Genomic DNA, 24,503 nt, shown 5'->3' with positions numbered 1-24,503 from the left:
GTTTTATATGAATTTCATAGTAATGCCTACTGTTTTCTTTTCTGCATTTCTGAAAGTAAGACCTTCATTAATAATGATAGCGTTAGTCTTTGTAATTCTGTTTATCACATGGTATGGAACAAACCCTCTCAGAGTGATATTGATGTTTTTATCTGGTTTTATGGGGTACTTTTTTGTGATGTTAAGTATTGCTATTGAAAATAAAATTCATAACAAGAAAAACAGTTTATAATACAGAAAAATATTAAGTAGAAGTGATTCCCAGTATTGGTTTGGTTAGATTGAGTATTTGTAACTAAAAGTAAATGTATTAAGTTATACTCCATTTTTGCTCCATTAATTTATTGAGTATTTTTATCAATTATTTTCATGGTGAACTTAACATGATCCGTGAAGAGATAAATGAAGGTTATGGGTTAAAATTTTTTCTTATACCAGTCCCGCTAACTATTTATACTCATGATTTTGTTTCTTGTGAAAAGTGTTATTTCATTGAAAGTGACGATGGCGATAAGTTTTTTCTATAAATTAAGTCACCAACTCTTTTTTTTTGCACTGATATGTTATCAATGTAATATATATACTCAGTCAGATGGATATATGAACCAAAGCTCCCCCTCTTTATATGAGACCTTCACAGGTTATTTACCACTCGATGTTGTGAGTGAAGAAGAACAAGTCATCTTATCGGTACTTGATAATATCCAACGTATCTTTAATCTCTGAACTGAAGTTCAGGTTAATTGTGTTAGCCATTGAAACTGAACTGAATGGTATCGAGTTGGAGTGATATGGCGCAGTACTTATGCCTTAAGGGTGGGTACTGATACGTCATCTTAAACAACATTATCTCAATCCAGACGATATATATTAAATATTTGCCTCGGCGAATTTTTATAATATGTACAGGGATTTTTTTAATCTGGTACAGGGGGTGTTTTACCTCCTGCGTTGTAATAAAATAAAAGGTATCTTTAAATGTTGAGAAAGTGTTTTATATTGTCCTCTGTTTTATTTTTTTCTGTAAACGCTCAGGCAGGTTTCTTTGGTGATAGTAATGATTTTAAATGTGGTCGGGAGGATGCAGTAAAGGCACTGCAGGATTATATTAGGGGTGAGGCTGAGGGGTTGTTGCAGAGTAATTACATCACAAACACTACAATTTTCTATGGCAAAGACCTTCAGGTATTTCAAGAAAAGCTAAACAGTATCAGTATTAATGCCTCCAATGTAACAACTGCAAGTAATACTGGTAGTGAGTTGAACTGTAAGGCAACAATTGCCATTAAAATACCCACCGAGACGCTTGACGTAGTAAAAGATAACCCTAATTACCTATCCCGTTTGTTGAGTAATGGTGGAATGCTTAATAAAGGAAGTGTCGTATGGAGTGACTACTCCTACAGCATCAAGTTGGCAGATAATAAAAAAGATATTTCTGTCAGCCGTATTAGCTACATCACGGGGGCATTATATCAGGCAACTATTCTGGCAGTCACGAAAGATGACATTATTAGCCGTAACTATAATGAAAAATTGAATGGTGTAAAAAACGATTATATAAGTCAGGACGCTTATCTAAATGATGTTTGGAAGCGATTGCCGGACGCAATTAGGTCATCTATGAAAAAAGAGCAGGTTGCTTGGGTGAATGAAAAAGTGACTAAATGTGGAAAATTGTCTGATGCGGAGTCAGCGACTACACCGTCCCAAAATAGAATTAAAATCTACCAGTGCCAAACGAAAATGACGCAGGAACGAATTGCTTTCCTCGGTGGGGACAGGGAATACGATTAATTACTGAATATTCATAGCTAATGTGCACTTGAATTTTCAGGTGCACATTCCAGTTTTCTCTATGTTAAAATGGCATTTTTACGGTATTATATAACGATAGATTAATAAAATAATATAAGTTTGTTTTAGCGAGTAGAGAATACTTCAGGTAATTTTATTTGTGCAACTGTTGATGATTTATATACATATCTGTGATGATGGGTTTGTGTATTGTCGATAATAGTGATTTAACTCACCCCTCGTCAAATTGACGAATATAAAGATAAGACACTTAACTGCCACATGGAGTCTTCGAAAACTCCGGTTTGCAAATTTATTACTTATCAAACTTGGAGCGTTATCGATAAAGTTAGCCAGGGAAATAAAACGCTGGTTAGCTTTTTTTAGTCAGAGTAGACCTGAAATCAGCAGTGCTTACTACACAAAAAAAAAAGCAATGTTGATTTTTTTGAATAAAATCAGTTAAAGGCATTTATTTATGACGAAAATGTAACAATATGGTGAGTATCCTTCTCCTATTTTTTACATTGAAAGATATCATTGTTAGATGGGAGCCATTAATAATGGATGCTATATTTATTGTGAGATTTGATTTTCGAAGTTAAGTAGATGATATCGAATTCTCTGAGGTGTTGAGGCACTTTAATTTCATTGTTGGGGAAATTGATGATATCTTTCAGACTAAAGAAATGGTATGAGCAGGGATATTCAAGAAAACAGGCCCTAAGCCAAGTTGCATTTAAATATAGGACTATATCCGAACGAACCCATTCTAAATGGATTCGTAAATTTTATAAAAATAAGTCGTTATTTATTGAAGGGGTGCGGGATGTCGGTAATGATGATCATAGTTGTGGAGTTAGTTATAGAAAGATGTTTTATGATAAAAGAAACCGAGTTAGTGTAGAGATTAGTTTAGTACCGCAAAGTGAAAAGGCTATTTGTTCTAACTTTGTGGTATTTATATCACGTGTAGCCAGTTTCTTTAACTGCTCTTATGTGAGTGTCGATTCTAAAGGATATAGAGTGTTAGGGCTAAATGTATTTCCAGATAGACTATGTGTAGGTTGAATGCTGTATGTTTTTCATTTTGTTTTGCCAGAGTTAATTCAGGAGGCAGCTAAAATTATTCCTGTAGTGGATGCTGATAAACCAAAAGGAACTATCACTTTTTCAATTGAAGATATTCTTGATGAAAATAATAAATAACATATAGACAAGGCTAATAATGTTGAAATAAAACTTCTTGATATGGTTTTTATTCCTTTAATGACTGAGCTTTAGATTTAAATTAACTTCCCCATAGATAAATTTTTTAGTGATTTTATGATGAAGTAAGTGATTGTTTCTTTATGCTAAAAGTTCCAATAAAAATAATGCCTCTGGATTTTGATGATTTATAGGAAGTAATGGTTGCTTTCATGAGTGATGGTGACGATCAACCGTTAGGTTATTGGGGGTGGGTGGAGTCATAAAACCAAGTGTTGTAAGCGAGCTTCTAGGAAGCGAGAGTATAAAAGATAATGGTGAAAGTTATTATCTAGTCACCAATAGCGCCTTTGTTAAGTACAGAGAAAAATATAAATATAGCGATGCTGTGGGGGGTATTTTTATTCAGAAGTTAAGAAAATACCCGTAGATATTATTATTAATTTAAATGTCATTGATATAGAATAATATATCGTAAGTGGAAAATAAAGTGCATAAAAAAATCAAACTTACGCTATTTATTTTTTTGTTTTTAATGGCTCTAATGATGGTTGGTTTGTTTTTAATAAAAATTCTGGCATATAAAAACGCCACGCCAAGTGCTAAATACTGGAATAAATCTAACGCATGTTATTTTATCACTTACGTTCCAGACTACAAACCTTACGCCGGAATAGGGCGAGTGCTAAAGCTATTTTCAAATCAATCATTTTTCATTGTCTATAACAAAAAAAATGAGGAGATGAAAAGTTCTGCCTGGTATTTTTGGGAATACCAATTCTCAGATCAAATTGAACCAGAATGGTCCGGTATCGATGTTTTATATCCTTCAGATGATGGTTGGTCTGGCTGGACTCTTCATGAATGTAAATAGTCAGTTAAATAGTAATATCAAGATAGAAGAATACCCGTGCTTGTCAGTTTTCTTATTTGTAATGTCTGCGATCTATCAATCTGATGACGAAATCTTCACAGGAAACAGTTATTCAATTGATCCAGTATTTCTAGGTAAACCAATAGGTAAAAGTGAGTTAGAAAAGTATGGGGTATAGAAGAAAAAATAGGTTTTTTTTAAAGTTAATAATTTTTTTTATATCAATGGTTATTATAATTGGTAGTTACATTTTTGGGTCGGCCTTGTATATGAGTATGTTTAATGTTACTTCCCACAGAAGTGTTGGAATGATATTTATATCTTTCTATTTTTTATTGATTGCATCCCCTATTTTATTTGTCACTTTGTTCGTGGAATTTAGGGTGGATTTTGCAATTTTATTTTTTGGAATATGTTATTTGTTTTTTGAATGGTACTCATTGCATCCTCTCAGGGTCATGTTGATGGGGGGGAGTGTAGTAAATGGATATATTTTTATTTTGGCGACTAGAAAATATGGGGTGTGGGAAAAATAAAAACTGTGTGTTCAAGGTTATCATAGCATTGATGGGGTATTTTTTTGTGATGCTAATTATTACTATTGAAAATAAAATTCATAACAAGAAAATAGTTCATAATTCAGCGCCATATTAAGTAGAAGTAATGCCATTATTAGTTTGGTTAAACTTAGTGTTTTTAAATAAAAGTAAATACGTTAAGTTATACTCCATCATTGGCCCATTCATTTACTGAGTATTTTTATCAATTAATTTTTATGGTGAACTTAACATGATCCGCGAAGAGATAAATTAAGGTGATGGCTAAAGTTATTTCTTATATCAGTTCCGCTGACCATTTAAATTTATGACTTGTGAACAAGTGTTATTTCCTGAAAGTAACGATAGCGATAATTTTTTCTATGGATTAAGTCAGCGACTATTTTTTTTTGCACAGATACGTTATCAATGTAATATATATTCAGTTAGGTAAATATATGAACCAAAGCTCTCCCTCTTTATATGAAGTCCTCACCGGTAACTTCACGGGTGATTTACCACTCGATGCACTGAGTGAAGAAGAACAAGTCATCTTGTCGGTACTGGATAATATCCAACGTATTTTGAACTCCCGAGCTGGAACTATTTCTCATTTACCTGATTTTGGACTACCGGATATGACTAAAATATTACAAGGTATGCCGGGTACAGCTCATCAGTTGATTAACACTCTCTCTGATGTTTTGCTCAAATACGAACCGCGTCTGAAAAGTTTACAGGTGTTGCTGTTACCGCAGAGCGCCCCCGGCCATCTGGAGTACGCCATTGAGGCGGAACTAAAAGGGCTAGGGTTGGTGCGTTATGGCACCGCATTTATGCCGGAAGGCCGGGTTCTGATGCGCCATCTTAAGCAACAACACTATCTCAATCCGGGTGAGTGATTTTAACGCAGAGTCAGGGAAGGCAATCTCATGATATCAAATACCGAACGCACGCTGAAAACCGGTGGCGATCCGCGTCATTTTGCTGAATTCAGCGCTTTACGTAACGAAATTGGCAAGTTACATCATCCCGCCCGTCCGGATGTCGATTGGGGCCGGGTTGAGCAGCTTTGTTTGGCGCTGTTTCGTCAAAATGGGGTTGAATTGCAGACCACCGTTGATTTTACCTTGGCGCGCACGCACATCGCGGGATTGGCTGGATTGTGTGAGGGGCTGGAACTGTTGGCGGGATTACTCTCTCATCAATGGAGCACCTTGTGGCCGCCACAAACTCATGCACGGGTTGAATTATTGGCCTGGTTGAGTGACCGGCTGCAACAAGTCTGGCGCACCATGACCCTGTGTTACGGTGATCTGGCGCTGGTTTACCGCGCAGAACAGGCGCTGGAACAATTGTGTACGCAACTGCAAACGCTGGAACTCAAGCATCTGAGTAGGTTGGATGGTGTTCGCCTGATGTTACATAACGCCGCATTGCGGCTGGAAAGCGCCGAGGCGGCCGTTGAAACACCTGCCCGATTGAGTGTGCCGGTGCGGCACGCAGGTGTCTCTGAACCCGAATTGCCGCCACAACCAGCATTATCGTCTACCGCAACTAACACTCCGCTCGTCTATATCGTCAACGAACCGGCCCCGCCGAGTGTTCAGGTCGCATTATCCCCGCCGTCACCTCCCCCTCCGCGCTGGAAGGCCGGGCACGGTTTTGTTGCCGGCTTATTATTGATGGCTGTGTTGATGACTGCGTGTATCTATATTTGGCAATCGATGTCATCCAATTCTTTACGGGAAACACTGCTCGCTAATGCCAGTCCTTTGCCGACACTGCTGAGTGCTAAATCAATAGCTGAACTGAAAAAACAGTCCTCAGATGCCGAGTGGACGCGCTTGGCCGAACCTGTGCTGCAGGCGAGCCGTTCACAATTGGATCAACTGGCGATGATGCCGCCGTTATGGGCACAAATGCGGGGGGACGGATTGTTAGCTCAGATGCAGCAATTGTGGCCCGCGAGTCAAGAAGTCAAACGACTGAGTGCCTGGTGGGAGCAGCAGCGAGAAGCCGGTGCTGCGCCATTGGTCGAGTTGAAACACTATGCATTGGCGCAAGAACGTTTACGGCAGTTGGCTGAGCGGCTGAATGGATTGGATGAGAAAAAGGGGCGTTATATGACGGTTTCTGAGCTAAAAACCGTCGTGTTTGCGATACAGCAACCGCTGGAAAAGACCTTACCGCTGGAAGAACTGCTGCGTCAGTATCAGGTACAGTCCGAGTCAGGGCAAACCCCGTCCCCGGCACTGCGTCAGCAGATTGATAGCCGGTTTACTCAATTGCTGAACCGCTATGCATTGCTGGTTTCATCCTCAAATATTCAGTAAAAATTTATTTGTTAATGCCTAATAAGAATATCTGGCCGGTAAATATGCCCAGGCAGAGAGAGACTTTAGGGAACACATTATGAATAATAGGGTTGTGTCATCAAAATATTATGGATGGCTAATGATTATGGAAGGCTAATGTATGGGCAGAATTAACGGAATATGATGATGAATGCAAAAATTGATCGGGTCACGCACGTCCTGACGTGTATTTCTGTCTGGGCAGGATGGTTTGCTCTTTCATTTTCCCTATTGCTGTTCCCTGGCTATGTAAGAATATATCGCTCTGGTATGGCGACACCTCTGTTATATATCATTTTCTGGTTCCCCTTTGCCCTGCTGGCGTGGAAACATTATCAGAAGTCGTTTGGCCTGATGCCGCTGGGGAAAATATCCCTACGGGATATGTTGATCCCGGGCCTTGCACTGCTAGGGCTAACAGTGATTTTTCAGATTTTCGGCCAGCCAGAGCCCTGGATAGAAAGTCTGTTACAGCCATCGACCTTGACTCAAATCCTGTTGGTGATAACTCTTTGCGTATTAGCTCCGATTTCGGAGGAGATTATCTTCCGTGGGTTCTTATTGAATGCGGGGATTGGTTTTGGTCACAAAGGGCGTCTGCTGGCCATTGTTATGACCTCTCTGCTGTTCGCTTGGGTACATACTCAATATCTCTATCCGGCGACATTTGTTTCGCTGTTTGTTTTTTCTGCGATCCTTTGTGAGGTCAGAATAAGAACCGGTAGTCTGCTGATGCCAATAGTGCTTCATTCCGCGAATAATATAGTGTCAGTAGTCTGGGTGATGGCGTTGAATTAATGGATGCTTCTGAGGTTTTTACATATATGGAAAGTATTGTATTGATTATTAATGGTATTTACTTGAATGAAAGAAAACTTGGGGAAAAGTGAAAGTGGTGCCCGGACTCGGAATCGAACCAAGGACACGGGGATTTTCAATCCCCTGCTCTACCGACTGAGCTATCCGGGCAACGGGGCGCATTAAACCGTATTAGCACCTTATCGTCAATGAGTTTCTCATATAAAGGCGATCAGTTGCTCTCTTTTCATGCAAAAATAGCTAAAAAAATATTGGCATGATAATTTTTTTATCACTATTTCCTGTTTCATCCGTTTGATTTATAGATTTTTTATTTTTCAGTTCGTTAAATAACAATAGCTTAGATATTCACAAAATATGCATTTTTATTGAACTGTAAGGGTTGAATAGCCCCTCAAAACATGCAATTATTGCGCGAATTTAACGTTAGTATTCATTCCTCTAGTCCACATCATTTTGAGAATCTAAGCAGGGGGCGGTTATGGCAGTTTTACACTATCCAATGCATATTAAACGTCTCACATGCCACTTCCTCCGCTTCACTTCTGTTAAGTCTCTTATCCCTTCCATGCGGTAAGGCTACGCGTTGCTCACTGTTAGGCATTATTAAAAATAGAGCCAATTCTCTGATTTTACTGATGTCTATTGGTCGATGCTGAGACCAGTTTATTCACCATTCTGGCTTTTATTGCTGCCGGAATAAGTGTGCTTTAAAGATATCAATTTGCCGGCATCACATAAGTTTCTCAATGTGATGCTATCTATATGCCAAAGTGGCAGCCTCATACCTGACCGTTTGAGAGTAAGTGACATGACACAGTTAAAAATAGCAACAAGTGCTCGTTTGGCTTCTTATGTAGAAAGTCAGCGGGGAGTGGTATACCTCAATCAAACCGATTTCACAGATGTTGCCGCAGTGGTGATGTCGGTTGAAGATGCAAATGCCGGTATATTGTCAAAACTTCACGATTTGGGTTTTGCTATTCCTACTTTTGTTGCTGTCACGGCAGAACAGACGGTTTCTGCGGATTATTTACCCCTTATTAAAGGCGTCATTACACTCGGTGAGGCAAATAAAGCATTTTACAATGCTCAGGTAGAGGCCGCCGCCAGCGAATATCAAAAAAATCTGTTACCGCCTTTTTTCTCAACATTAAAAAAATATGTTGAGATGAACAATTCAACCTTTGCGTGCCCAGGGCACCAAGGTGGTGAGTTTTTCCGTAAACATCCAGCAGGTCGTCAGTTTTTTGAATTCTATGGTGAGACAATTTTTCGTTCAGATATGTGTAACGCAGATGTCAAACTGGGTGACTTGCTTATCCATGAAGGTGCGGCAAAAGATGCGCAAAAATATGCGGCGAAGGTCTTTAATGCGGATAAAACCTATTTTGTACTAAATGGGACTTCGGCGGCGAATAAAGTGGTCACTAATGCCTTATTGACCCGTGGTGATTTGGTATTGTTCGATCGCAATAATCATAAATCCAACCACCACGGAGCGCTGATTCAAGCCGGGGCAACGCCTGTTTATTTAGAAACTGCCCGTAACCCGTTTGGTTTTATTGGTGGCATTGATGCGCACTGTTTCGATGAGCGCTATTTACGGCAGCAATTGAATGAGGTTGCTCCCGAACGCGCAGAAGATGTTCGGCCATTCAGGTTGGCGATCATTCAGTTAGGCACTTATGACGGCACTGTATATAACGCTAGGCAAGTGGTTGATAGTATTGGTCATTTATGCGATTACATTTTGTTTGACTCGGCGTGGGTAGGTTACGAGCAATTTATTCCGATGATGAAAGATTTCTCGCCGTTGTTGTTGGAACTCAATGAAAATGATCCTGGGATTATTGTGACCCAGTCAGTCCATAAGCAACAGGCTGGTTTTTCTCAGACCTCGCAAGTGCATAAAAAAGATAATCACATCAAAGGGCAAAAGCGTCACTGTAATCATAAGCGTTTTAACAATGCTTTTATGCTGCATGCCTCGACCAGTCCGTTTTATCCATTATTTGCTGCATTGGATGTTAATGCCAAAATACATTCTGGCGACAGTGGTCGCCGTATGTGGATGGACTGTGTAAAACTCGGTATTGATACCCGTAAATTATTATTAGAGCACTGCTCATTGTTACGACCATTTATTCCACCGACTGTTGGCGGTAAGAATTGGCAGGATTACGACACGGATATTATTGCCAATGATGCGCGTTTCTTTAATTTTGTACCCCATGAAAGTTGGCATGGATTTGAAGGTTATAACCAAGATCAGTATTTGGTCGATCCTTGCAAGCTTTTGCTGACCACCCCAGGTATTGACGCCAGTAATGGCCAATATACTCGGTTTGGTGTGCCAGCTGCGATACTGGCTACCTTCTTGCGCGAAAATGGTATTGTGCCGGAGAAATGCGATCTCAACTCAATTCTATTTCTGCTAACTCCAGCTGAAAACCCAGCCAAAATGGCGCATCTGGTTGATATGTTGGTACAGTTTGAGCGCTATATTGAGCAAGATGCATTGTTGTGCGATGTATTACCGACGATTTACCGCAAGAATGAAGCGCGCTATCGTGGTTATACGTTGCGCCAGTTATGCCAGGAAATGCATGATTTGTATGTTAGTTATGATGTTAAACAGCTGCAAAAAGATATGTTCCGTAAAGCTGGTTTCCCACAGGTTGTGATGAACCCGCAGGATGCCAATATTCAGTTCGTTCGCGATAATATTGAACTGATCCCTATTGCTGAAGCACAGGGGCGTATTGCCGCTGAAGGGGCGCTACCTTACCCACCTGGTGTGTTGTGTGTTGTGCCGGGTGAAATATGGGGGGGGGCGGTGCAGCGTTATTTCCTGGCACTGGAAGAAGGCATTAATTTATTACCAGGCTTTTCACCAGAATTGCAGGGCGTTTATATTGAAAAAGGTGATGTGGAATGGCGGCGTATTTTTGGCTATGTCATTACTCAGTGATCTGAGCACCGAAGACAGCCGATAACGATATCGGTTGTCTCACGATAATCTATCCCAATTTGGATGATTAGTAACCGAAATAGCGTACTAGCAAAACAGTACCTGAAATCAGCAATAAGATATTTATGATTCTAATCAGTTGCTCTCGGCTGATTCCTAAGCTGATTTTATTAGCAATTGCCAACCCGACTAACATCCCCGGAGCCAGTAGCAATACCATCCACAAAATCGACAAATCCATATAAACGCCGGCCAAAGCAAATAAAACCACTCTGGTTAGAGTGCTCAGGCCGATAAGCGTTGTTTGCGTGATCCGTAAATTGTCTTTACTGACTATCCGCCCGGATAAATAAATAGCATAGATGAACCCGCCACTACCAAATAATGCACTGAAGATACCGCCGATAAGGCCGAAAGGAATGGCGGCGATGGGTTTGAATTGCCCTTGCGGTTTACGTCGGCTGAGTGAATATATCGCATATAAAATGACAAACGTGCCCAATGCTAATAGCAAAATATCAGGACGGGTTCGCAGCAGTACCGTTGCACCGATCAAACTACCCATAATCATCAATGGGACCAGGCGTTTGAGTTCAGCAAGATCTGCGTGTCGGCTATGACGAGCCACGTTAGTGATCGCCGCAACCATATCAACAATCGCCAGTAATGGGACAATTTTCGCCACGGGAATAAATAGCGCTAAAACTGGGCTCGCAATTAAGGCCGAACCAAAGCCGGTGATGCCAAAAATAATATAGGCGATGACCATGGTGGAGAAGATTGCCATCATTTCGAAAGCGGTAAGCCCAAAGTCCATTTGTTTAGTCTGCCAGTAGTGAGTAGTAGGGGGGGTGAGCAATACTATAAATGCATTATTGAGAATGGTTGTTATTCAAATGTGCACAATTATTAGCTGGTCACAATTTTAGTTATAAAAAATGGCACAGCGAACTGTGCCATTTATATCCATCACACTCGAAGTTACAGCCGTGTTAGCGGCGGCGGTAGCTCTTCTGCGCGCTATTCACTTTCACTAAATAACGGCGAGATTCACCAGATGGGTGTTTCGTTGTTAGCGTTTGGAATACATCTCCTGGCGCCATATTATTAATGATATTGACTGCCTGGTTTTTGTCGCTGGAGAACACCCGTAATACGCTACCAGCACCGCCATTATAGGAGGTAATGACCGCATAACGCCGTGAGGTAGTATTTTGAATACCGCCTAAATAGGTATTTTGTAGAATCGACAGATAGGCAGTGCCAGCATCAATATTATTAGCAGGATCAAACAGATAGCTTCGGCTTGGTTGACCACTCTTGCCTTTCATTTTAAATACGTCGCGCCCGGCGGTATGCTGAACAACCTGCATTAGACCCAATGCATCAGAGCCACTTACTGCATATGGGTTGAAACTCGACTCTGTCTGCATAATTGCCAGAATCAATGACTCTTCGACGCCATATCTTTCAGCCGATTGTCTTACCAGCGGCAGATATTTATGAGCACGTTTATCTAGATGGTTAGGGACTAATTGCAAGGTTACCGACCAGATAACGTGCAAACCAGACGTGCGTTTTTGCATTTTGGTTTGCAGTAAATAGTCAGCAAAATGCGCCGCGCGCCATTCCCAACGAACAGGTTGGCCGTTGTTATCTAGCACCTGCCCATAGAGGAACGGTTCTTTACTTATTTGGATATCATTAACATCAGAATAGAGATCGATCGAGCCAGGATCATCGCCCATTAATAACGTGGTAATAATCGCCTGACGTAAGTGGGCCGCCGGATCGGTCGTGGCAATGGTTTCAACCGTAATAGTACCGGCATCAAAGTTGATATGACTGCGGGTTTGATATTGATCCGTATACTTAACGTAATCTTTTGGGCCCGCGATTAAGACTTCTTTTAATCCCCAAATATTTTCAATGTTATGGGCAAACTGGCCCATTAAAATCTCAAAACCATTAGTGTCTTTGATAAAGACTTCGTTTTCTGCCTGATTTTTATTGCCTGAGCAAGACACTAACAAAGGTGCAATTACCAACAAAGCTAAAATTTTCTTCATCTTACAAGCCATATCTTGATGAGGAATATTCCCGTCATACTTCAAGTTACCAGTGCATTGGCCGCCTTCCGGCAACTCGAATGACTTAGGGAATAAATTACAGCTGGGCCAATGCTGGCCCAGTGTGGTTATTTACTCGGCGGAGTATAACCTTCAATATGAACATCCTGCCCTTCAAAGAGGAAATTGACCATTTCCTGTTCCAGCAGTTTGCGGTCTTCTACATTCATCATGCTGAGCTTTTTCTCATTAATCAGCATGGTTTGTTTAGTTATCCATTGTGACCAGGCTTCTTTTGAGATTTCGTTATAGATACGTTTGCCGATTTCACCCGGATATAACTGAAAGTCTTGCCCTTCAGCATCCTTCTTTAAAAACGTGCAAAAAATCGTTCTGCTCATGCTAAATCCTCTTTTATGGCGATATAGCCAAATAAAGCTATTTGGGTAGACGTCGATGTTGCCCGTTATTGTTTTGCTAACTCTGTTTTTGCCAACATATGCAATAAACGCTCAACTGGGGCTGCCAATCCTACCGACGGTGGCTGTGCTAAGTTATACCAGAGACCAGCCCCATCATCCATGCATCCACGCCCTGATGCAGTATCCAGCCACATGGGAACAATATCCAGATGGAAGTGGCTGAAGGTATGACGAAAAGCAGTCAACTGCTGCAACTCGCGGGTGCCCATACCACGTTGTTGCAACCAACTATCAAGACTTTCTTGTTCCGCAAATTGTGGAAAACAAAATAATCCGCCCCATAATCCCACAGGAGGCCGCTGTTCGAGCCACACTTGGGAGCCGTTTTGCAGCAACAGAAAATAGGCTGTTTTTTCCGGTATTGTTTGCTTGGGTTTTTTACCCGGATAGCGTGCCCAACTGTGGTTGGCATAAGCGAGACACCCCATATTCAGTGGGCAAAGTTCGCATTTGGGCTTCGAGCGGGTACAGACTATCGCGCCCAAATCCATCATGGCCTGATTAAACTGACCAACCCCTTTGGCCGGAGTTACATCTTCACTGATTTGCCACAGCTTTCCTTCGACCTCTTTTTTACCCGGCCAACCCTCAACGGCATAGCAACGGGCGAGAACTCGCTTAACATTCCCATCCAAAATCGGAAAATGTTGCCCCAATGAAAGTGATAAAATCGCACCGGCAGTGGAACGGCCGATACCGGGTAGCGCGAGTATTTCGTCAAAAGTTGTGGGAAATTCACCCTGATGGCGTTCAACCACCACTTGAGCCGCTTTATGCAGGTTTCTGGCGCGGGCGTAGTAACCCAGCCCAGTCCATAAATGTAACACTTCGTCCAACGGGGCTGCCGCCAACGCACGGATATCAGGGAAGCGCAGCATAAAGCGTTGGAAATAAGGAATGACGGTCGCAACCTGCGTCTGTTGCAACATCACTTCCGACAACCAGACCTGATAAGGTGTTTTATCCAATTGCCAAGGCAATGTTTTGCGGCCAAAGCGTTGGTACCACTCAAGTACCACGTGCGCGAATTGTTGCGCTTGCATCATAAGCAGGTATCGATATCCGGCAGAGAAATAAATTAGGGCTGGATTGCAGCATAGAGTTATCACACTGTAAACCCCCTTCATCCTTGATACTACAGCGGCGTTAGCTACATTCACGCACCCGAATCACTTACTTATGTAAGCTCATCGGGACTTGTTCACTTGCCGCCTTGCTGTAACACCAATGATTTTGGGGGAAGTGTCTTATCCTTGATACTACAGCGGCGTTAGCTACATTCAATTAGCCAGTTTGGGCATTAATAGGTTATTTACAGCTTAATTTTGTACTTATGACCGCCAGAGTTGATAAACTGGCGTATCTTTGCATAATGCGCGTTCGTATTCGCAACCAACAGACAGAAAGCACTAATGATAAATGACGTCATATCTCCGGAATTTGATGAAAACGGCCGCGCTATGCGCCGTATTCGTAGTTTTGTCCGCCGTCAGGGGCGCCTGACCAAAGGCCAACAACTGGCGCTCGATAACTACTGGCCGGTGATGGGCGTAGAATATCAACCAACCCCTGTTGATTTAACGGCCTTATTTGGTCGCGAAGCCCCAGTGGTATTGGAAATCGGCTTCGGTATGGGTACTTCGTTGGTCTCTATGGCTGCGAGTAATCCACAACAAAATTTCCTGGGGATAGAAGTACATTCTCCGGGCGTGGGTGCTTGTTTAGGTTCAGCGCATGAAGCGGGCCTGAATAACCTGCGGGTTATGTGCCATGATGCAGTTGAAGTGCTGGAAAATATGATCCCGGATGCATCCCTGGACATGGTTCAGCTGTTTTTCCCTGACCCATGGCACAAAGCGCGTCATAATAAACGTCGTATCGTTCAGGCACCTTTTGTTGAATTAGTAAAAAGTAAATTAAAAGTGGGTGGCGTGTTCCATATGGCGACCGACTGGCAGCATTATGCGGAACATATGCTAGAGGTTATGTCCGGTGCGGACGGGTACGGCAACCTTTCAGAGCAGAATGATTATGTTCCTCGTCCGGACTCGCGTCCGCTGACAAAATTTGAATTACGCGGCCAGCGCCTGGGACATGGCGTTTGGGATCTGATGTTTGAGAGGAAAGAATAATGGCTAAGAATCGCAGTCGTCGTTTACGCAAAAAAATGCATATCGACGAGTTTCAGGAGTTAGGTTTTTCCGTACAGTGGACCTTCCCAGAAGGTACCGGTGTTGATGTCATTGATGAAACTGTCGATGCATTTATCGATGAAGTCATTGAAGCAAACGGCCTGGCATTTGATGGCAGCGGCTATTTGCAGTGGGAAGGCCTGATTTGCCTGCAAGAGATTGGTCATTGCACCGATGAACACCGTGCGCTGGTGACTAAATGGCTGGAAGCTCGTAAATTGAAAAATGTAGAAACCAGTGAGTTGTTTGATATCTGGTGGGATTGATTTTCCGTTTTAACGGTAAATAATCAATAAGGGCGCCTAAGCAGGCGCCTTTGTTTTTATCAGTGGCAGTTAGCGGAAACGGTTACCGGAGAGTTATTGGGAGCGTCGTTGTGGCAGCAGCTTTAGGGGTGGCAACAGGTTTAGATAATGCCTTGCTGGAGGATATCTTGCAGCAGGTTCGCCCACTGATTGGTCAGGGGAAAGTGGCTGATTATATTCCGGCTTTGGCCGAAGTCTCGGCTGACAAATTGGGCATCGCGGTCTGTACGTTAGATGGCACGATATATCAGGCTGGGGATGCGGCTGAGCGCTTTTCTATCCAATCGATTTCAAAAGTATTAAGCCTGACTCTGGCATTATCGCGCTATGGAGAACATGAAGTCTGGCAGCGGGTTGGCAAAGAGCCATCAGGTCAGCCGTTTAACTCACTGGTGCAGTTGGAGTTAGAAAAGGGAAAACCACGGAATCCGTTTATTAATCCTGGGGCGTTGGTGGTGTGCGATATGCTGCAAAGCCGCCTCAGTGCACCCAAACAGCGGATGTTAGAAGTGGTGCGCCAACTCGTGAATGATGACAGCATTAGCTACGATTCTCGTGTGGCACGATCAGAATTTGAGCATTCAGACCGTAATGCTGCAATCGCCTATCTGATGAAGTCTTTTGGTAATTTCAACAATGATGTGCTGACGGTACTTCAGACTTATTTCCACTATTGCGCCATGCGTCTGAGTTGTGTTGAGCTAGCCCGCTGCTTTGTTTATCTGGCAAATCAGGGGCGCAGTATTAGTGGGCATGAATCATTGATTACGCCAATGCAGGCACGGCAAATCAATGCTCTGATGATTACCAGTGGTATGTATGATGGAGCCGGTGAATTTGCCTTTCGCGTGGGTATGCCAGGTAAATCGGGGGTCGGCGGCGGAATTATTGCCATAGTGCCCGAGGAGTTATGTATTGCAGTTTGGTCACCGGAATTAGACCATGCAGGGAACTCTCTTGCCGGAACTGCTGCCTTAGAGCTACTGGCGCAGCGGATTGGCCGCTCAATTTTTTAGGACAGCTCCCCTTCAGGTCTTCAGTAAATTCTGGCAGGGTGGGGATTAGCACGTTATAAATAGCGATAGAGCCATAGAAATATTGAATGGCACAGCTTCTCAGGAGTCTTATGTTACTTAAAATGAAAGCATTACGAACGGCGGGTCTGGCGGTATTGATGCTGACGGCTTGGCAGGCGCAAGCTGATTATCAGTGCAGTGTAAAACCACAAGATGATGTGATTATCAGCCCACAATCTGTGCAAGTGGTGGGTGCCAGTGGTAATTTGCAGATTTCGCCCGACGGTGATGTGACCCGTAATGGCAAGACATTAACTCTGACTGATGCACAGCGCCAACAGGCTTTTCGCTATCAGACCGCGTTGCGCAAAGATCTACCTTGGATAGACAATGGTGCACAACAGCGTCTGGAAAAAGCACGGGTTTCACTGGATAAAGTGATTGTACAGCAACTGGGGAGCAGCAGTAATGTCCGCAACCGGCTGACGACCCTAAATGACCAGCTTAAGCAGCAAATGAGCCGTATTATTGAGAAACGGAGTGACGGTTTAACTTTCCATCACCAAGCTATTGATCAGGTTGAAAAAGATGGCCGTCAGTTAGTGCAACAAAGCATGGGCGGTGTGCTGCAAGATAGCTTGAATGAGATGGGTGTTAAGCAGGCGACCAGCGGCAGTGGCGGCAATAACCCTTTGCAAGCCATTATGGGCAATCTCGGGGGCTTACAGCAAGCTATCAAAAATGAATGGAACAATCAGGAGCAGGATTTCCAGCAGTTCGGGCACGAGGTCTGTGGGCGTGTGACAGCACTGGAGCAGCAGCGTAAGGATTTACTCAAAGCATTAAATTAATATCCCGTCATCTTTCAAGATGCTGGGCTGTTGGCTGCCATCATGACTTGGTTTATTCTGGGCCTCGCTTTTGCGAGGCCGCTACAAGCAGTATTCAAATCAATTCCCGGTAGATTTGTCACCCAAGTCATTGAGTTATCTCAACTCTTTGATTTCATGTCATTGCCGCTTATCTGCAACTCGAAATCTGTAGGGTATGGCGCTTCGGATTTAACAGGTTCAGGCCGGAGATACCCTCTGAACCTATTTTCTCGATTCGCGTTATAAAAACAGCTCTAACAGTGAGTTAAGGAACAATTTCCCCTTCTCGGTAATCTGCCAGTATTGCTCCGTTTCGACTAAATATCCTTTTGCTAATGCTTCGTCCAACTGCGGGCGAATAGTGCTTTCAGCTAATCCGGTAAAATGGGTGAAATCCGTGCGTGGCGCAGCTTCCAGCAACCGGAAACGGTTCATAAAGAACTCAAAAGGTCGATCCGCAGCTTCCACTTCATATTGTTTATCCAGATATTTGCCCTGCATAAAACCACGGGGATGCTTAGTTTTGATTGTGCGTAAGATCCGCCCATCACTAAAGGTGATTTTACCGTGGGCACCGCAACCAATCCCCAAATAATCCCCAAAGCGCCAGTAGTTTATATTGTGCTGGCACTGGTAACCCGGTTTGGCATAGGCCGAGGTTTCATATTGCTGGTATCCGGCGGCGCTGAGTAACTGATGGCCTTGCTGGAAAATGTCCCACAACGCGTCATCATCTGGCAGTGTGGGCGGACGCGAACTGAAACCGGTATTGGGCTCAATCGTCAGCTGATACCAAGATAAATGCGGAGGATTCAATGCAATGGCTTGGCGTAAATCGTCCAGAGCTTCTTCCAGCGATTGGTCCGGCAGGCCATGCATTAAGTCCAGATTAAAACTGCGCAGTTTCAGTGACGTCGCCAGCTCTGCGGCGCGTTTTGCCTCTTCCGGCCCGTGGATCCGCCCCAGCCGTGTTAACTTCTGGGCGCTAAAACTTTGCACACCAATAGAGATGCGATTGATACCCGCGCGCTGATAGCCGCTAAAACGCTCAGCTTCAACAGCCCCAGGATTGGCTTCCATAGTAATTTCGGCATCCATTGCCAGAGGCAATCTGGCGCGAACGCCATCGAGTAATTGTTGCATGGCTTCAGCGCTGAGTAAGCTTGGCGTGCCTCCGCCAATAAAAATAGTGCTTATCTCGCGACCGCTGACCAGCGGCGCATCTGCATCAAGATCCGCTAGCAAGTGCTCTACATATTCCTGATGGGGGACATCGCCTTTCAGTGCATGGGAATTAAAGTCACAGTAAGGGCATTTTTGCACACACCAAGGAATGTGGATGTAGAGACTGAGCGCGGGTAATTTAAGCATTGCGCAGCGCATCCAACATCAGTTTCAGTGCTTGACCACGATGGGAAACCGCGTGTTTTTCTTCGCGAGTCAATTCTGCGGCGGTTTTACCCAGTTCCGGGACATAGAAAATGGGGTCATATCCAAATCCAGCTGCACCGGCAGGTTGGTGAGCAATCACACCCGGCCATTGCCCATGGAAGACCAGCGGTGTTGGATCTTCCGCATGGCGCATATAAACCAGCACACAATGGAATTGGGCACCGCGCTGCTCATCAGGAATATCTTTCAATGCGACCAGCAGCTTCTCGAGGTTTTCTTGATCACTGGCATCCGTGCCCGCATAGCGCGCAGAGTAAATTCCTGGAGCGCCAGCCAAAGCATTAACGGCTAAGCCGGAGTCATCAGCAATAGCGGGCAAACCGGTGGCTTGCGCCGCATGGCGTGCTTTTAATATGGCATTTTCGATAAACGTTAAGCCGGTCTCTTCAGCAGATTCAACACCCAGTTCGGTTTGCGCGATGACATCCAAACCAAAATCGGCCAATAAGTTTGCCAGTTCACGCACTTTGCCGGGGTTGCCGGTGGCTAATACTATTTTTTGCATGGAAGAGTCCTGAATTTCATTTGAGCTGATAATAAATCGCCCAATTCTAGCGGGAAGTATTTATCAATCGAGCAGTGCCGCAACTTCGGGTGGGATCTGTTGCGGGTTAACAATTTTGATCTGTTTATGCCGCCCCAATTCGCCCTTTTCGATAATCACTTGGCTTTTCGCTACCCGGAACTGCTTAGCGATAAATTTAACCAAATGGGCATTAGCTTGACCATCAACAGGTGGGGCGGTAATGGCGACTTTAAGTTCATCGCCATGTAAACCGACTATTTGGTCACGGCTGGCTTTCGGCTGAATATATAGCCTGAGAGCCAGCCCGTCCAGCACGGGGGTGACAACACTCACAGCACGAACCAAAGCTCACCTAGCAAATCCATACCTAAATAATTGATAAGATACAGGATAAGAATAACTACCATCGCCGAGAAATCGATGCCGCCCATGGCGGGCAAAATACGGCGAATAGGTGCCATTAGAGGTTCGGTTAACTGATGCAACAGATAATCCATTGGGCTGCGGCCCTGACTGACCCAACTCATCAGCGCACGAATAATCATCACCCAGAAAATCAGATAACCCGCTGCTTTCACTAACGAAATAATACCAAACAGCAAGTTATACAGGCTGAGTGACATCGAACCGCTCTGAATCAGCACCAACAGTGGGTACTTGATAGTCATCAGCAGGAATGCCAACAGCAAGGATGCACTGTCGATAGGCCCCAAAGAGGGAATAATCCGGCGCAACGGGCCAACAATTGGTTGGGTTATTTTCACCACAAATTGTGAGAATGGGTTATAAAAATCGCTGTGAACCCACTGCATCCAGATGCGTAACAGCAGTACCATCACATACAGGTCAATGACCGTTTTGGCCAGAAAAGTCAGCGTTAGCATGAGTTGCCTTAATCCTCAATTCAATATGGTATACCCGTTATCTTTCAAGTCGCAGTGGTGTTGGCTGCTCGCGCTTATCCGAATGACTGAGCAATGTTAGCTCATCGGGATTCACTTGTTTGCCGCCTGCCCGCATCTTGAAATCTTTGGGGTGTATGCAGGTAAATAGAAAGCCCATTCACCTACTTTATAGGCCCCTATCTTAACGGGAAAGTGTCAGGGCCAGTGTCGGGTTTTGTAAATTTTGCCGCGGTTAGAACAGCTTTTCCATTTCTTTTGCTCGCACAATAGCGGCTTGCATAGCATTGGAAACAATTTGTGGTAAGTGCTGTTCGTTAAATACTCGGATAGCTTCAGCGGTTGTGCCCCCTTTAGATGTTACCTGTTCACGCAAGGTTGAAAGAGGTAATTGAGGATTAGCTTCCACCAATGCGGTAGCGCCAGAGGCCGCTTGTTGTACTAAAAGACGAGCAGTTTCACTGTCAAAACCTAACCGTTCGGCTTCTTGTTGTATCGCTTCCATAAACAAGAAGAAATATGCAGGCGCACTGCCTGCGGCGGCAATAACATTGTTAATGCCGTCCTCATCATTCACCCAGCAAATTTTACCTACTGAACTCATCAATGAAGCAGTGAAATCTCGGTCATTTTGCGAGACTTGCTCGGGTGCATAGAGGCCGCTCATCCCTTTCCCTACCAGCGATGGTGTATTGGGCATGATTCGCACTAAATTGAGATTATCACTCAATAGTGCATAAAAGCGCGCGACCTGAACACCAGCGGCGATAGACAGCACCAGTTTACCAGTGAAATCAACATGTTCCTGCAACGGCGAGCATACCGCAGCCATTAATTGGGGCTTAACGGCCAAGACCACAACTTCAGCTTTTTGCGCCTCGGTAATGTTGTCATCACTACTAATCACCCCAAATTCAGTGGCCAGAGCATCACGATTTTTTCCGGATGGCGCGCAAACGCTGATCATTTTAGCGGGATAACCACCGGCGACTAAACCTGCGATAATTGCGCGCGCCATATTGCCCGCACCAATGAATGTAATGTTGCGATATTGCATTAAATGAATTCTCCTCATTCCCTTTGTATTCGAAGCCACCGGGTTAAGCGCGGGAGCCAAAAATAGCGGTACCAATGCGCACTAAAGTACTGCCAGCGGCAATAGCCGCAGCCATATCATCCGTCATCCCCATGGAAAGCGTATCCATCTGAGGGTAGCTGGCCTTTAAAGTCAAGAAAGCCTGATTCATTTGCTTAAATACCGCCAGTTGCCGCTGATAATCAGTTTCAGGGGCAGGAATAGCCATTAACCCGCGTAAATGCAGGTTCGGCAGTTCATTGATACTGGCCGCTAACGCGGGCAATTCTGCCAGTGCTATGCCGGATTTACTCTGTTCATCACTGATATTGACCTGAATCAGGATGTTCAGCGCTGGCATTTCTAGCGGGCGCTGAGCACTCAGCCGTTGGGCAATCTTGAGCCTATCGACGGTATGGCACCAGGCAAAATTTTCAGCCACTAATCTGCTTTTATTGGATTGCAGCGGGCCGATAAAGTGCCATTCAAGATTGGCTGTGGGGGTGTTATCTGCAAAATAGTGAATTTTATCCACCCCTTCCTGCACATAATTTTCACCAAAAGCATATTGCCCTGCGGCAATGGCTTCTTCGATAGCGGTCACAGGCTTGGTTTTACTGACTGCAAGCAATGCCACTTCTTGTGGAGAGCGCCCGCAATTGCTTGCAGCGGCTGCGATTTGCGCTCTGACATCCTGTAGATTCTGCTCAATTGTGCTCATATGGACCCAGGAGTTTGATATGGATTTCACCTGTCTGGATACTGAAAACGCAGACTCGGATAACCCTGTATTTAGTAGTATTTCCACCAAACACATTGATTTAGAAAACCCCGAACATGTCGACAATGGCTTCAATGAACAGGATTTTGCCAATAAGGTGGCGGCTAGTGTAAATCATAATGCATCGGATCTGCACCTTTGTACCGGTTATCATCCGGTATTACGCATTGATGGTGATTTGAAAACCTTCACTCACTGGCCGCGCATCCATCCGGGGTGGCTAAATAGCCTCAGTCAGCATTTATTGAATGAGGTGCAACAAAGGCAGTTGCAGCAAGATGGGCAAGTCGATTGTGCTTGTACCACGAGTGCTGGACAAAGGTTACGGGCGAATATTTTTCAGCAACAGCAGGGGCGTTCGATAGCTTTTCGTGTCATTTCTGCAACCAATCCGTCATTGGATGAATTGGATGTTCCGCCAATTATTAGCCAACTCATTGAGCAAGAAAATGGTTTGATTCTGGTGACGGGGGCGACAGGTAGTGGGAAGACCACCACATTGAGCGCGATGATAAGTGCGATGAATCAAAGACAATCGCGCCATATCATCACACTGGAAGATCCAATCGAATTTCTTCATCGCAGTCAATCATGTTTGATCCAGCAGCGGGAATTAGGCTGTCATACTCATTCTTTCAGTAGCGCTTTGAGTGGGGCACTGCGTCAGGACCCCGATATCATCTTGTTAGGAGAACTGCGGGATCAAGAAACAATTCGTTTAGCGCTAACTGCTGCTGAAACTGGGCATTTGGTATTAGCCACATTGCATACCCGCAGTGCAACTCAAGCAATCGATCGGCTGGTGGATGTTTTCCCTGCGGCAGAGAAAACAGTGATTCAGGCGCAACTGGCGGCCAGTTTACGTGCTGTTATTGCACAAAAGTTGTGTCATAAAGTAGGCGGAGGGCGTACGGCTGTATTTGAAATCATGACGCAGACCGCAGCAGCCAGTCATTTGATTCGTGAAGGTAAAACATATCAGCTCCCCTCGGTAATACAGACGGGGGCGCAATGGGGGATGCAGACTTTTGAGCAGGGCATAGCGCGGCGGCAAAAACAGGGGGTATTGGCAGAGCATTATACTAGCCAATACACATAGAGCCGCGAACACTACCGCGGCTCTATGTGCGAAGGGTCACTAGGCCGCAGGGATCTGCTGGGTAATGCAATGGATATTGCCTCCCCCGAGCAGGATCTCGCGAGCAGGAACGCCGACAATCGCATAGCCAGGGAACATCTGCTGCAACAGATCATGCGCTAGCCCATCAGTGCGGCTATCCAACAGCGGATAAATAATCTGTTGATTGCTGATCAGAAAGTTGACGTAAGATCCCGCCAGTCGCTCACCCGCAGTGCGCGGTACAGCATCGCTGGATAGCACATCGAAAGTTTCGGCTTCGGTATTAAACAGTGGGCCTGGCGCGGGTAGCTTCCAGATTTTCAGCTTACGGCCCTTAGCATCGACTGCATTGGATAATACTTCAAAGGCGGCAACCGAACGCGCATATTGCGGATCCTGCTGATCGTCAGTCCAATGCAGAGCGACTTCACCTGGGCGAACAAAGCAGCACATGTTGTCGATGTGACCATCAGTCTCATCGTTATAGACGCCGTCTTGTAACCAGATGAAATGCGTAACACCAAGGTATTCGCTTAGTAGCTGTTCAATCTGCGCCTGATTCAAATGCGGGTTACGGTTTGGATTGAGCAAACATTCCGCTGTGGTCAGTAAGGTGCCTTCACCATCAGTATGAATAGAGCCACCTTCCAGCACCAACGGGGCACTGTAATGGTCGTTGTTCAGGAAATCACTCACTTGAACAGCCACTTTCTCATCTTGCTGCCAATTGGCATATAATCCGCCGTTGAGGCCGCCCCAGGCGTTAAATTGCCAGTCAACAGCACGGCGTTCACCAGCACCATTGATAACCATGGTCGGGCCGGTATCACGCATCCAGGCATCGTCACTTTCCATTTCTACCAAGGTGATATTGGCAGGAAGAGTGGCATTGGCGTGTGCCATAAACTCAGCCGGCACTCCCATAAAGACCGGCGTTGTGCGGCTGATGGCTTCAGCTACTTTGGCAAACGTCTGCTGCGCAGGGATACCTTTGCCACGCCAGTTATCCTGACGATATGGCCACAACATCCAGACGGCATCTTGTTTTGCCCATTCGGCTGGCATATAGAAACCATCCTGTTGCGGTGTCCGCGGCAGGGCTTGTGACGAAGATTTTGGTAAAACAGTGTCTTTAACAGACATAA

General features: G+C 44.5%; 24 protein-coding genes, 1 tRNA gene and 1 pseudogene. 14 read left to right on the top strand and 12 right to left on the bottom strand.

The window, feature by feature from the left end; translation table 11 throughout:
- Positions 1 to 600: 600 nt before the first annotated feature.
- The 8 genes and pseudogenes from F0T03_RS21950 to F0T03_RS17525 form a co-directional block, all read left to right on the top strand.
- A pseudogene (locus tag F0T03_RS21950) lies at positions 601 to 720 on the top strand (type VI secretion system baseplate subunit TssE); the annotation flags it as partial.
- Between the two features lie 258 nt (positions 721 to 978).
- Positions 979 to 1,797: a lysozyme inhibitor LprI family protein gene (locus tag F0T03_RS17560; RefSeq protein ID WP_159679751.1), complete on the top strand. Its 819-nt coding sequence runs from the start codon at positions 979 to 981 to the stop codon at positions 1,795 to 1,797.
- Positions 1,798 to 2,463: 666 nt separating this feature from the next.
- Positions 2,464 to 2,868 carry a hypothetical protein gene (locus tag F0T03_RS17555; protein WP_159679749.1) on the top strand — a complete coding sequence of 135 codons (405 nt, stop codon included), beginning with the start codon at positions 2,464 to 2,466 and terminating at the stop codon, positions 2,866 to 2,868.
- Complete coding sequence (locus F0T03_RS21735; RefSeq protein ID WP_246169909.1) at positions 2,869 to 3,006, top strand: hypothetical protein; 138 nt, start codon at positions 2,869 to 2,871, stop codon at positions 3,004 to 3,006.
- Positions 3,007 to 3,496: 490 nt separating this feature from the next.
- A complete protein-coding gene (locus F0T03_RS17545) occupies positions 3,497 to 3,880 on the top strand; it encodes a hypothetical protein (RefSeq protein ID WP_246169908.1) in 384 nt (127 codons plus the stop codon).
- Positions 3,881 to 4,874: 994 nt separating this feature from the next.
- On the top strand, positions 4,875 to 5,318 hold the full coding sequence (gene tssE, locus F0T03_RS17535; RefSeq protein WP_159679745.1) for a type VI secretion system baseplate subunit TssE: 444 nt from the start codon (positions 4,875 to 4,877) through the stop codon (positions 5,316 to 5,318).
- Positions 5,319 to 5,348: 30 nt separating this feature from the next.
- The gene (locus tag F0T03_RS17530) at positions 5,349 to 6,752 is read left to right on the top strand and encodes a VasL domain-containing protein (protein ID WP_159679743.1); all 1,404 of its coding nucleotides are present in this window, start codon (positions 5,349 to 5,351) and stop codon (positions 6,750 to 6,752) included.
- A 168-nt stretch (positions 6,753 to 6,920) separates the two neighbouring features.
- Complete coding sequence (locus F0T03_RS17525) at positions 6,921 to 7,571, top strand: CPBP family intramembrane glutamic endopeptidase (RefSeq protein WP_145556767.1); 651 nt, start codon at positions 6,921 to 6,923, stop codon at positions 7,569 to 7,571.
- A 95-nt stretch (positions 7,572 to 7,666) separates the two neighbouring features.
- On the opposite strand, the gene F0T03_RS17520 is transcribed toward F0T03_RS17525, so the two are convergent.
- Positions 7,667 to 7,742 (bottom strand) — tRNA-Phe (locus F0T03_RS17520).
- Positions 7,743 to 8,403: 661 nt separating this feature from the next.
- Between F0T03_RS17520 and speF the strand changes: the two genes are divergently transcribed.
- The gene (speF, locus tag F0T03_RS17515) at positions 8,404 to 10,566 is read left to right on the top strand and encodes an ornithine decarboxylase SpeF (RefSeq protein WP_159679741.1); all 2,163 of its coding nucleotides are present in this window, start codon (positions 8,404 to 8,406) and stop codon (positions 10,564 to 10,566) included.
- Positions 10,567 to 10,633: 67 nt separating this feature from the next.
- Here the strand turns inward: speF and F0T03_RS17510 are convergent, their stop codons facing one another.
- The 4 genes from F0T03_RS17510 to mutY form a co-directional block, all read right to left on the bottom strand.
- A complete protein-coding gene (locus tag F0T03_RS17510; protein ID WP_159679739.1) occupies positions 10,634 to 11,383 on the bottom strand; it encodes a sulfite exporter TauE/SafE family protein in 750 nt (249 codons plus the stop codon).
- Between the two features lie 175 nt (positions 11,384 to 11,558).
- Positions 11,559 to 12,635, bottom strand: coding sequence for a membrane-bound lytic murein transglycosylase MltC (mltC, locus tag F0T03_RS17505; protein ID WP_159679737.1), 1,077 nt, complete (start codon positions 12,633 to 12,635; stop codon positions 11,559 to 11,561).
- Positions 12,636 to 12,763: 128 nt separating this feature from the next.
- Complete coding sequence (locus tag F0T03_RS17500) at positions 12,764 to 13,036, bottom strand: oxidative damage protection protein (protein ID WP_004716003.1); 273 nt, start codon at positions 13,034 to 13,036, stop codon at positions 12,764 to 12,766.
- Between the two features lie 65 nt (positions 13,037 to 13,101).
- Positions 13,102 to 14,163, bottom strand: a complete 1,062-nt coding sequence (gene mutY, locus F0T03_RS17495) for an A/G-specific adenine glycosylase (protein WP_162526974.1) — start codon at positions 14,161 to 14,163, stop codon at positions 13,102 to 13,104.
- A 366-nt stretch (positions 14,164 to 14,529) separates the two neighbouring features.
- On the opposite strand from mutY, the gene trmB reads away from it, so the two are divergent.
- From trmB to F0T03_RS17475, 4 genes are all read left to right on the top strand, one after another.
- On the top strand, positions 14,530 to 15,249 hold the full coding sequence (gene trmB / locus F0T03_RS17490; protein ID WP_159679735.1) for a tRNA (guanosine(46)-N7)-methyltransferase TrmB: 720 nt from the start codon (positions 14,530 to 14,532) through the stop codon (positions 15,247 to 15,249).
- Positions 15,249 to 15,575: a YggL family protein gene (locus F0T03_RS17485; protein WP_005173625.1), complete on the top strand. Its 327-nt coding sequence runs from the start codon at positions 15,249 to 15,251 to the stop codon at positions 15,573 to 15,575. The genes trmB and F0T03_RS17485 overlap by 1 nt, the downstream gene beginning before the upstream one ends.
- Positions 15,576 to 15,703: 128 nt before the next feature.
- Positions 15,704 to 16,630, top strand: coding sequence for a glutaminase B (glsB, locus tag F0T03_RS17480; protein WP_162527054.1), 927 nt, complete (start codon positions 15,704 to 15,706; stop codon positions 16,628 to 16,630).
- Positions 16,631 to 16,740: 110 nt separating this feature from the next.
- Positions 16,741 to 17,481 (top strand): YggN family protein, encoded by a 741-nt coding sequence (locus F0T03_RS17475; protein ID WP_159679733.1) that lies wholly within the window; start codon positions 16,741 to 16,743, stop codon positions 17,479 to 17,481.
- Positions 17,482 to 17,742: 261 nt separating this feature from the next.
- Here F0T03_RS17475 and hemW read toward each other — a convergent pair whose 3' ends face one another.
- The 6 genes from hemW to F0T03_RS17445 all read right to left on the bottom strand — a co-directional run bounded on the left by hemW (position 17,743) and on the right by F0T03_RS17445 (position 22,178).
- Entirely contained in the window at positions 17,743 to 18,873 is a 1,131-nt protein-coding gene (gene hemW, locus F0T03_RS17470; protein WP_159679731.1) for a radical SAM family heme chaperone HemW, read from the bottom strand.
- Complete coding sequence (locus F0T03_RS17465; protein WP_145553187.1) at positions 18,866 to 19,459, bottom strand: XTP/dITP diphosphatase; 594 nt, start codon at positions 19,457 to 19,459, stop codon at positions 18,866 to 18,868. Before F0T03_RS17465 ends, hemW begins: the two co-directional genes overlap by 8 nt.
- 63 nt (positions 19,460 to 19,522) lie before the next feature.
- Entirely contained in the window at positions 19,523 to 19,813 is a 291-nt protein-coding gene (gene yggU / locus F0T03_RS17460; RefSeq protein ID WP_159679729.1) for a DUF167 family protein YggU, read from the bottom strand.
- Complete coding sequence (locus tag F0T03_RS17455; RefSeq protein ID WP_145553177.1) at positions 19,810 to 20,364, bottom strand: YggT family protein; 555 nt, start codon at positions 20,362 to 20,364, stop codon at positions 19,810 to 19,812. Before F0T03_RS17455 ends, yggU begins: the two co-directional genes overlap by 4 nt.
- Before the next feature lie 253 nt (positions 20,365 to 20,617).
- The gene (gene proC / locus F0T03_RS17450) at positions 20,618 to 21,439 is read right to left on the bottom strand and encodes a pyrroline-5-carboxylate reductase (protein WP_145553176.1); all 822 of its coding nucleotides are present in this window, start codon (positions 21,437 to 21,439) and stop codon (positions 20,618 to 20,620) included.
- Between the two features lie 43 nt (positions 21,440 to 21,482).
- The gene (locus tag F0T03_RS17445; RefSeq protein ID WP_159679727.1) at positions 21,483 to 22,178 is read right to left on the bottom strand and encodes a YggS family pyridoxal phosphate-dependent enzyme; all 696 of its coding nucleotides are present in this window, start codon (positions 22,176 to 22,178) and stop codon (positions 21,483 to 21,485) included.
- 19 nt (positions 22,179 to 22,197) lie between these two features.
- Here F0T03_RS17445 and F0T03_RS17440 point away from each other — a divergent pair, with 19 nt between their 5' ends.
- A complete protein-coding gene (locus F0T03_RS17440) occupies positions 22,198 to 23,337 on the top strand; it encodes a type IV pilus twitching motility protein PilT (RefSeq protein ID WP_159679725.1) in 1,140 nt (379 codons plus the stop codon).
- Between the two features lie 39 nt (positions 23,338 to 23,376).
- Here the strand turns inward: F0T03_RS17440 and aguA are convergent, their stop codons facing one another.
- Positions 23,377 to 24,501 (bottom strand): agmatine deiminase, encoded by a 1,125-nt coding sequence (gene aguA / locus F0T03_RS17435; RefSeq protein WP_159679722.1) that lies wholly within the window; start codon positions 24,499 to 24,501, stop codon positions 23,377 to 23,379.
- Positions 24,502 to 24,503 lie beyond the last annotated feature (2 nt).

It is taken from the genome of Yersinia canariae, assembly GCF_009831415.1.
GTDB lineage: Bacteria > Pseudomonadota > Gammaproteobacteria > Enterobacterales > Enterobacteriaceae > Yersinia > Yersinia canariae.
The sequence above is the reverse complement of the archived record's forward strand: the minus strand, read 5'-3'. Positions and strand labels throughout refer to the sequence as shown.

Excerpts from the sequence above, each read along its gene's own strand:
- speF (WP_159679741.1), top strand. The coding sequence starts at position 8,404 with ATGACACAGTTAAAAATAGCAACAAGTGCTCGTTTGGCTTCTTATGTA.
- F0T03_RS17555 (WP_159679749.1), top strand. The coding sequence starts at position 2,464 with ATGATATCTTTCAGACTAAAGAAATGGTATGAGCAGGGATATTCAAGA.
- aguA (WP_159679722.1), bottom strand. The coding sequence starts at position 24,501 with ATGTCTGTTAAAGACACTGTTTTACCAAAATCTTCGTCACAAGCCCTG.
- F0T03_RS17465 (WP_145553187.1), bottom strand. The coding sequence starts at position 19,459 with ATGCAAAAAATAGTATTAGCCACCGGCAACCCCGGCAAAGTGCGTGAA.
- proC (WP_145553176.1), bottom strand. The coding sequence starts at position 21,439 with ATGCAATATCGCAACATTACATTCATTGGTGCGGGCAATATGGCGCGC.
- hemW (WP_159679731.1), bottom strand. The coding sequence starts at position 18,873 with ATGCTTAAATTACCCGCGCTCAGTCTCTACATCCACATTCCTTGGTGT.
- F0T03_RS17500 (WP_004716003.1), bottom strand. The coding sequence starts at position 13,036 with ATGAGCAGAACGATTTTTTGCACGTTTTTAAAGAAGGATGCTGAAGGG.
- F0T03_RS17485 (WP_005173625.1), top strand. The coding sequence starts at position 15,249 with ATGGCTAAGAATCGCAGTCGTCGTTTACGCAAAAAAATGCATATCGAC.
- F0T03_RS17510 (WP_159679739.1), bottom strand. The coding sequence starts at position 11,383 with ATGGACTTTGGGCTTACCGCTTTCGAAATGATGGCAATCTTCTCCACC.
- mutY (WP_162526974.1), bottom strand. The coding sequence starts at position 14,163 with ATGATGCAAGCGCAACAATTCGCGCACGTGGTACTTGAGTGGTACCAA.
- F0T03_RS17440 (WP_159679725.1), top strand. The coding sequence starts at position 22,198 with ATGGATTTCACCTGTCTGGATACTGAAAACGCAGACTCGGATAACCCT.
- mltC (WP_159679737.1), bottom strand. The coding sequence starts at position 12,635 with ATGAAGAAAATTTTAGCTTTGTTGGTAATTGCACCTTTGTTAGTGTCT.
- F0T03_RS17525 (WP_145556767.1), top strand. The coding sequence starts at position 6,921 with ATGAATGCAAAAATTGATCGGGTCACGCACGTCCTGACGTGTATTTCT.
- F0T03_RS21735 (WP_246169909.1), top strand. The coding sequence starts at position 2,869 with ATGCTGTATGTTTTTCATTTTGTTTTGCCAGAGTTAATTCAGGAGGCA.
- F0T03_RS17475 (WP_159679733.1), top strand. The coding sequence starts at position 16,741 with ATGTTACTTAAAATGAAAGCATTACGAACGGCGGGTCTGGCGGTATTG.
- F0T03_RS17560 (WP_159679751.1), top strand. The coding sequence starts at position 979 with ATGTTGAGAAAGTGTTTTATATTGTCCTCTGTTTTATTTTTTTCTGTA.
- trmB (WP_159679735.1), top strand. The coding sequence starts at position 14,530 with ATGATAAATGACGTCATATCTCCGGAATTTGATGAAAACGGCCGCGCT.
- tssE (WP_159679745.1), top strand. The coding sequence starts at position 4,875 with ATGAACCAAAGCTCTCCCTCTTTATATGAAGTCCTCACCGGTAACTTC.
- F0T03_RS17445 (WP_159679727.1), bottom strand. The coding sequence starts at position 22,178 with ATGAGCACAATTGAGCAGAATCTACAGGATGTCAGAGCGCAAATCGCA.
- F0T03_RS17455 (WP_145553177.1), bottom strand. The coding sequence starts at position 20,364 with ATGCTAACGCTGACTTTTCTGGCCAAAACGGTCATTGACCTGTATGTG.
- F0T03_RS17530 (WP_159679743.1), top strand. The coding sequence starts at position 5,349 with ATGATATCAAATACCGAACGCACGCTGAAAACCGGTGGCGATCCGCGT.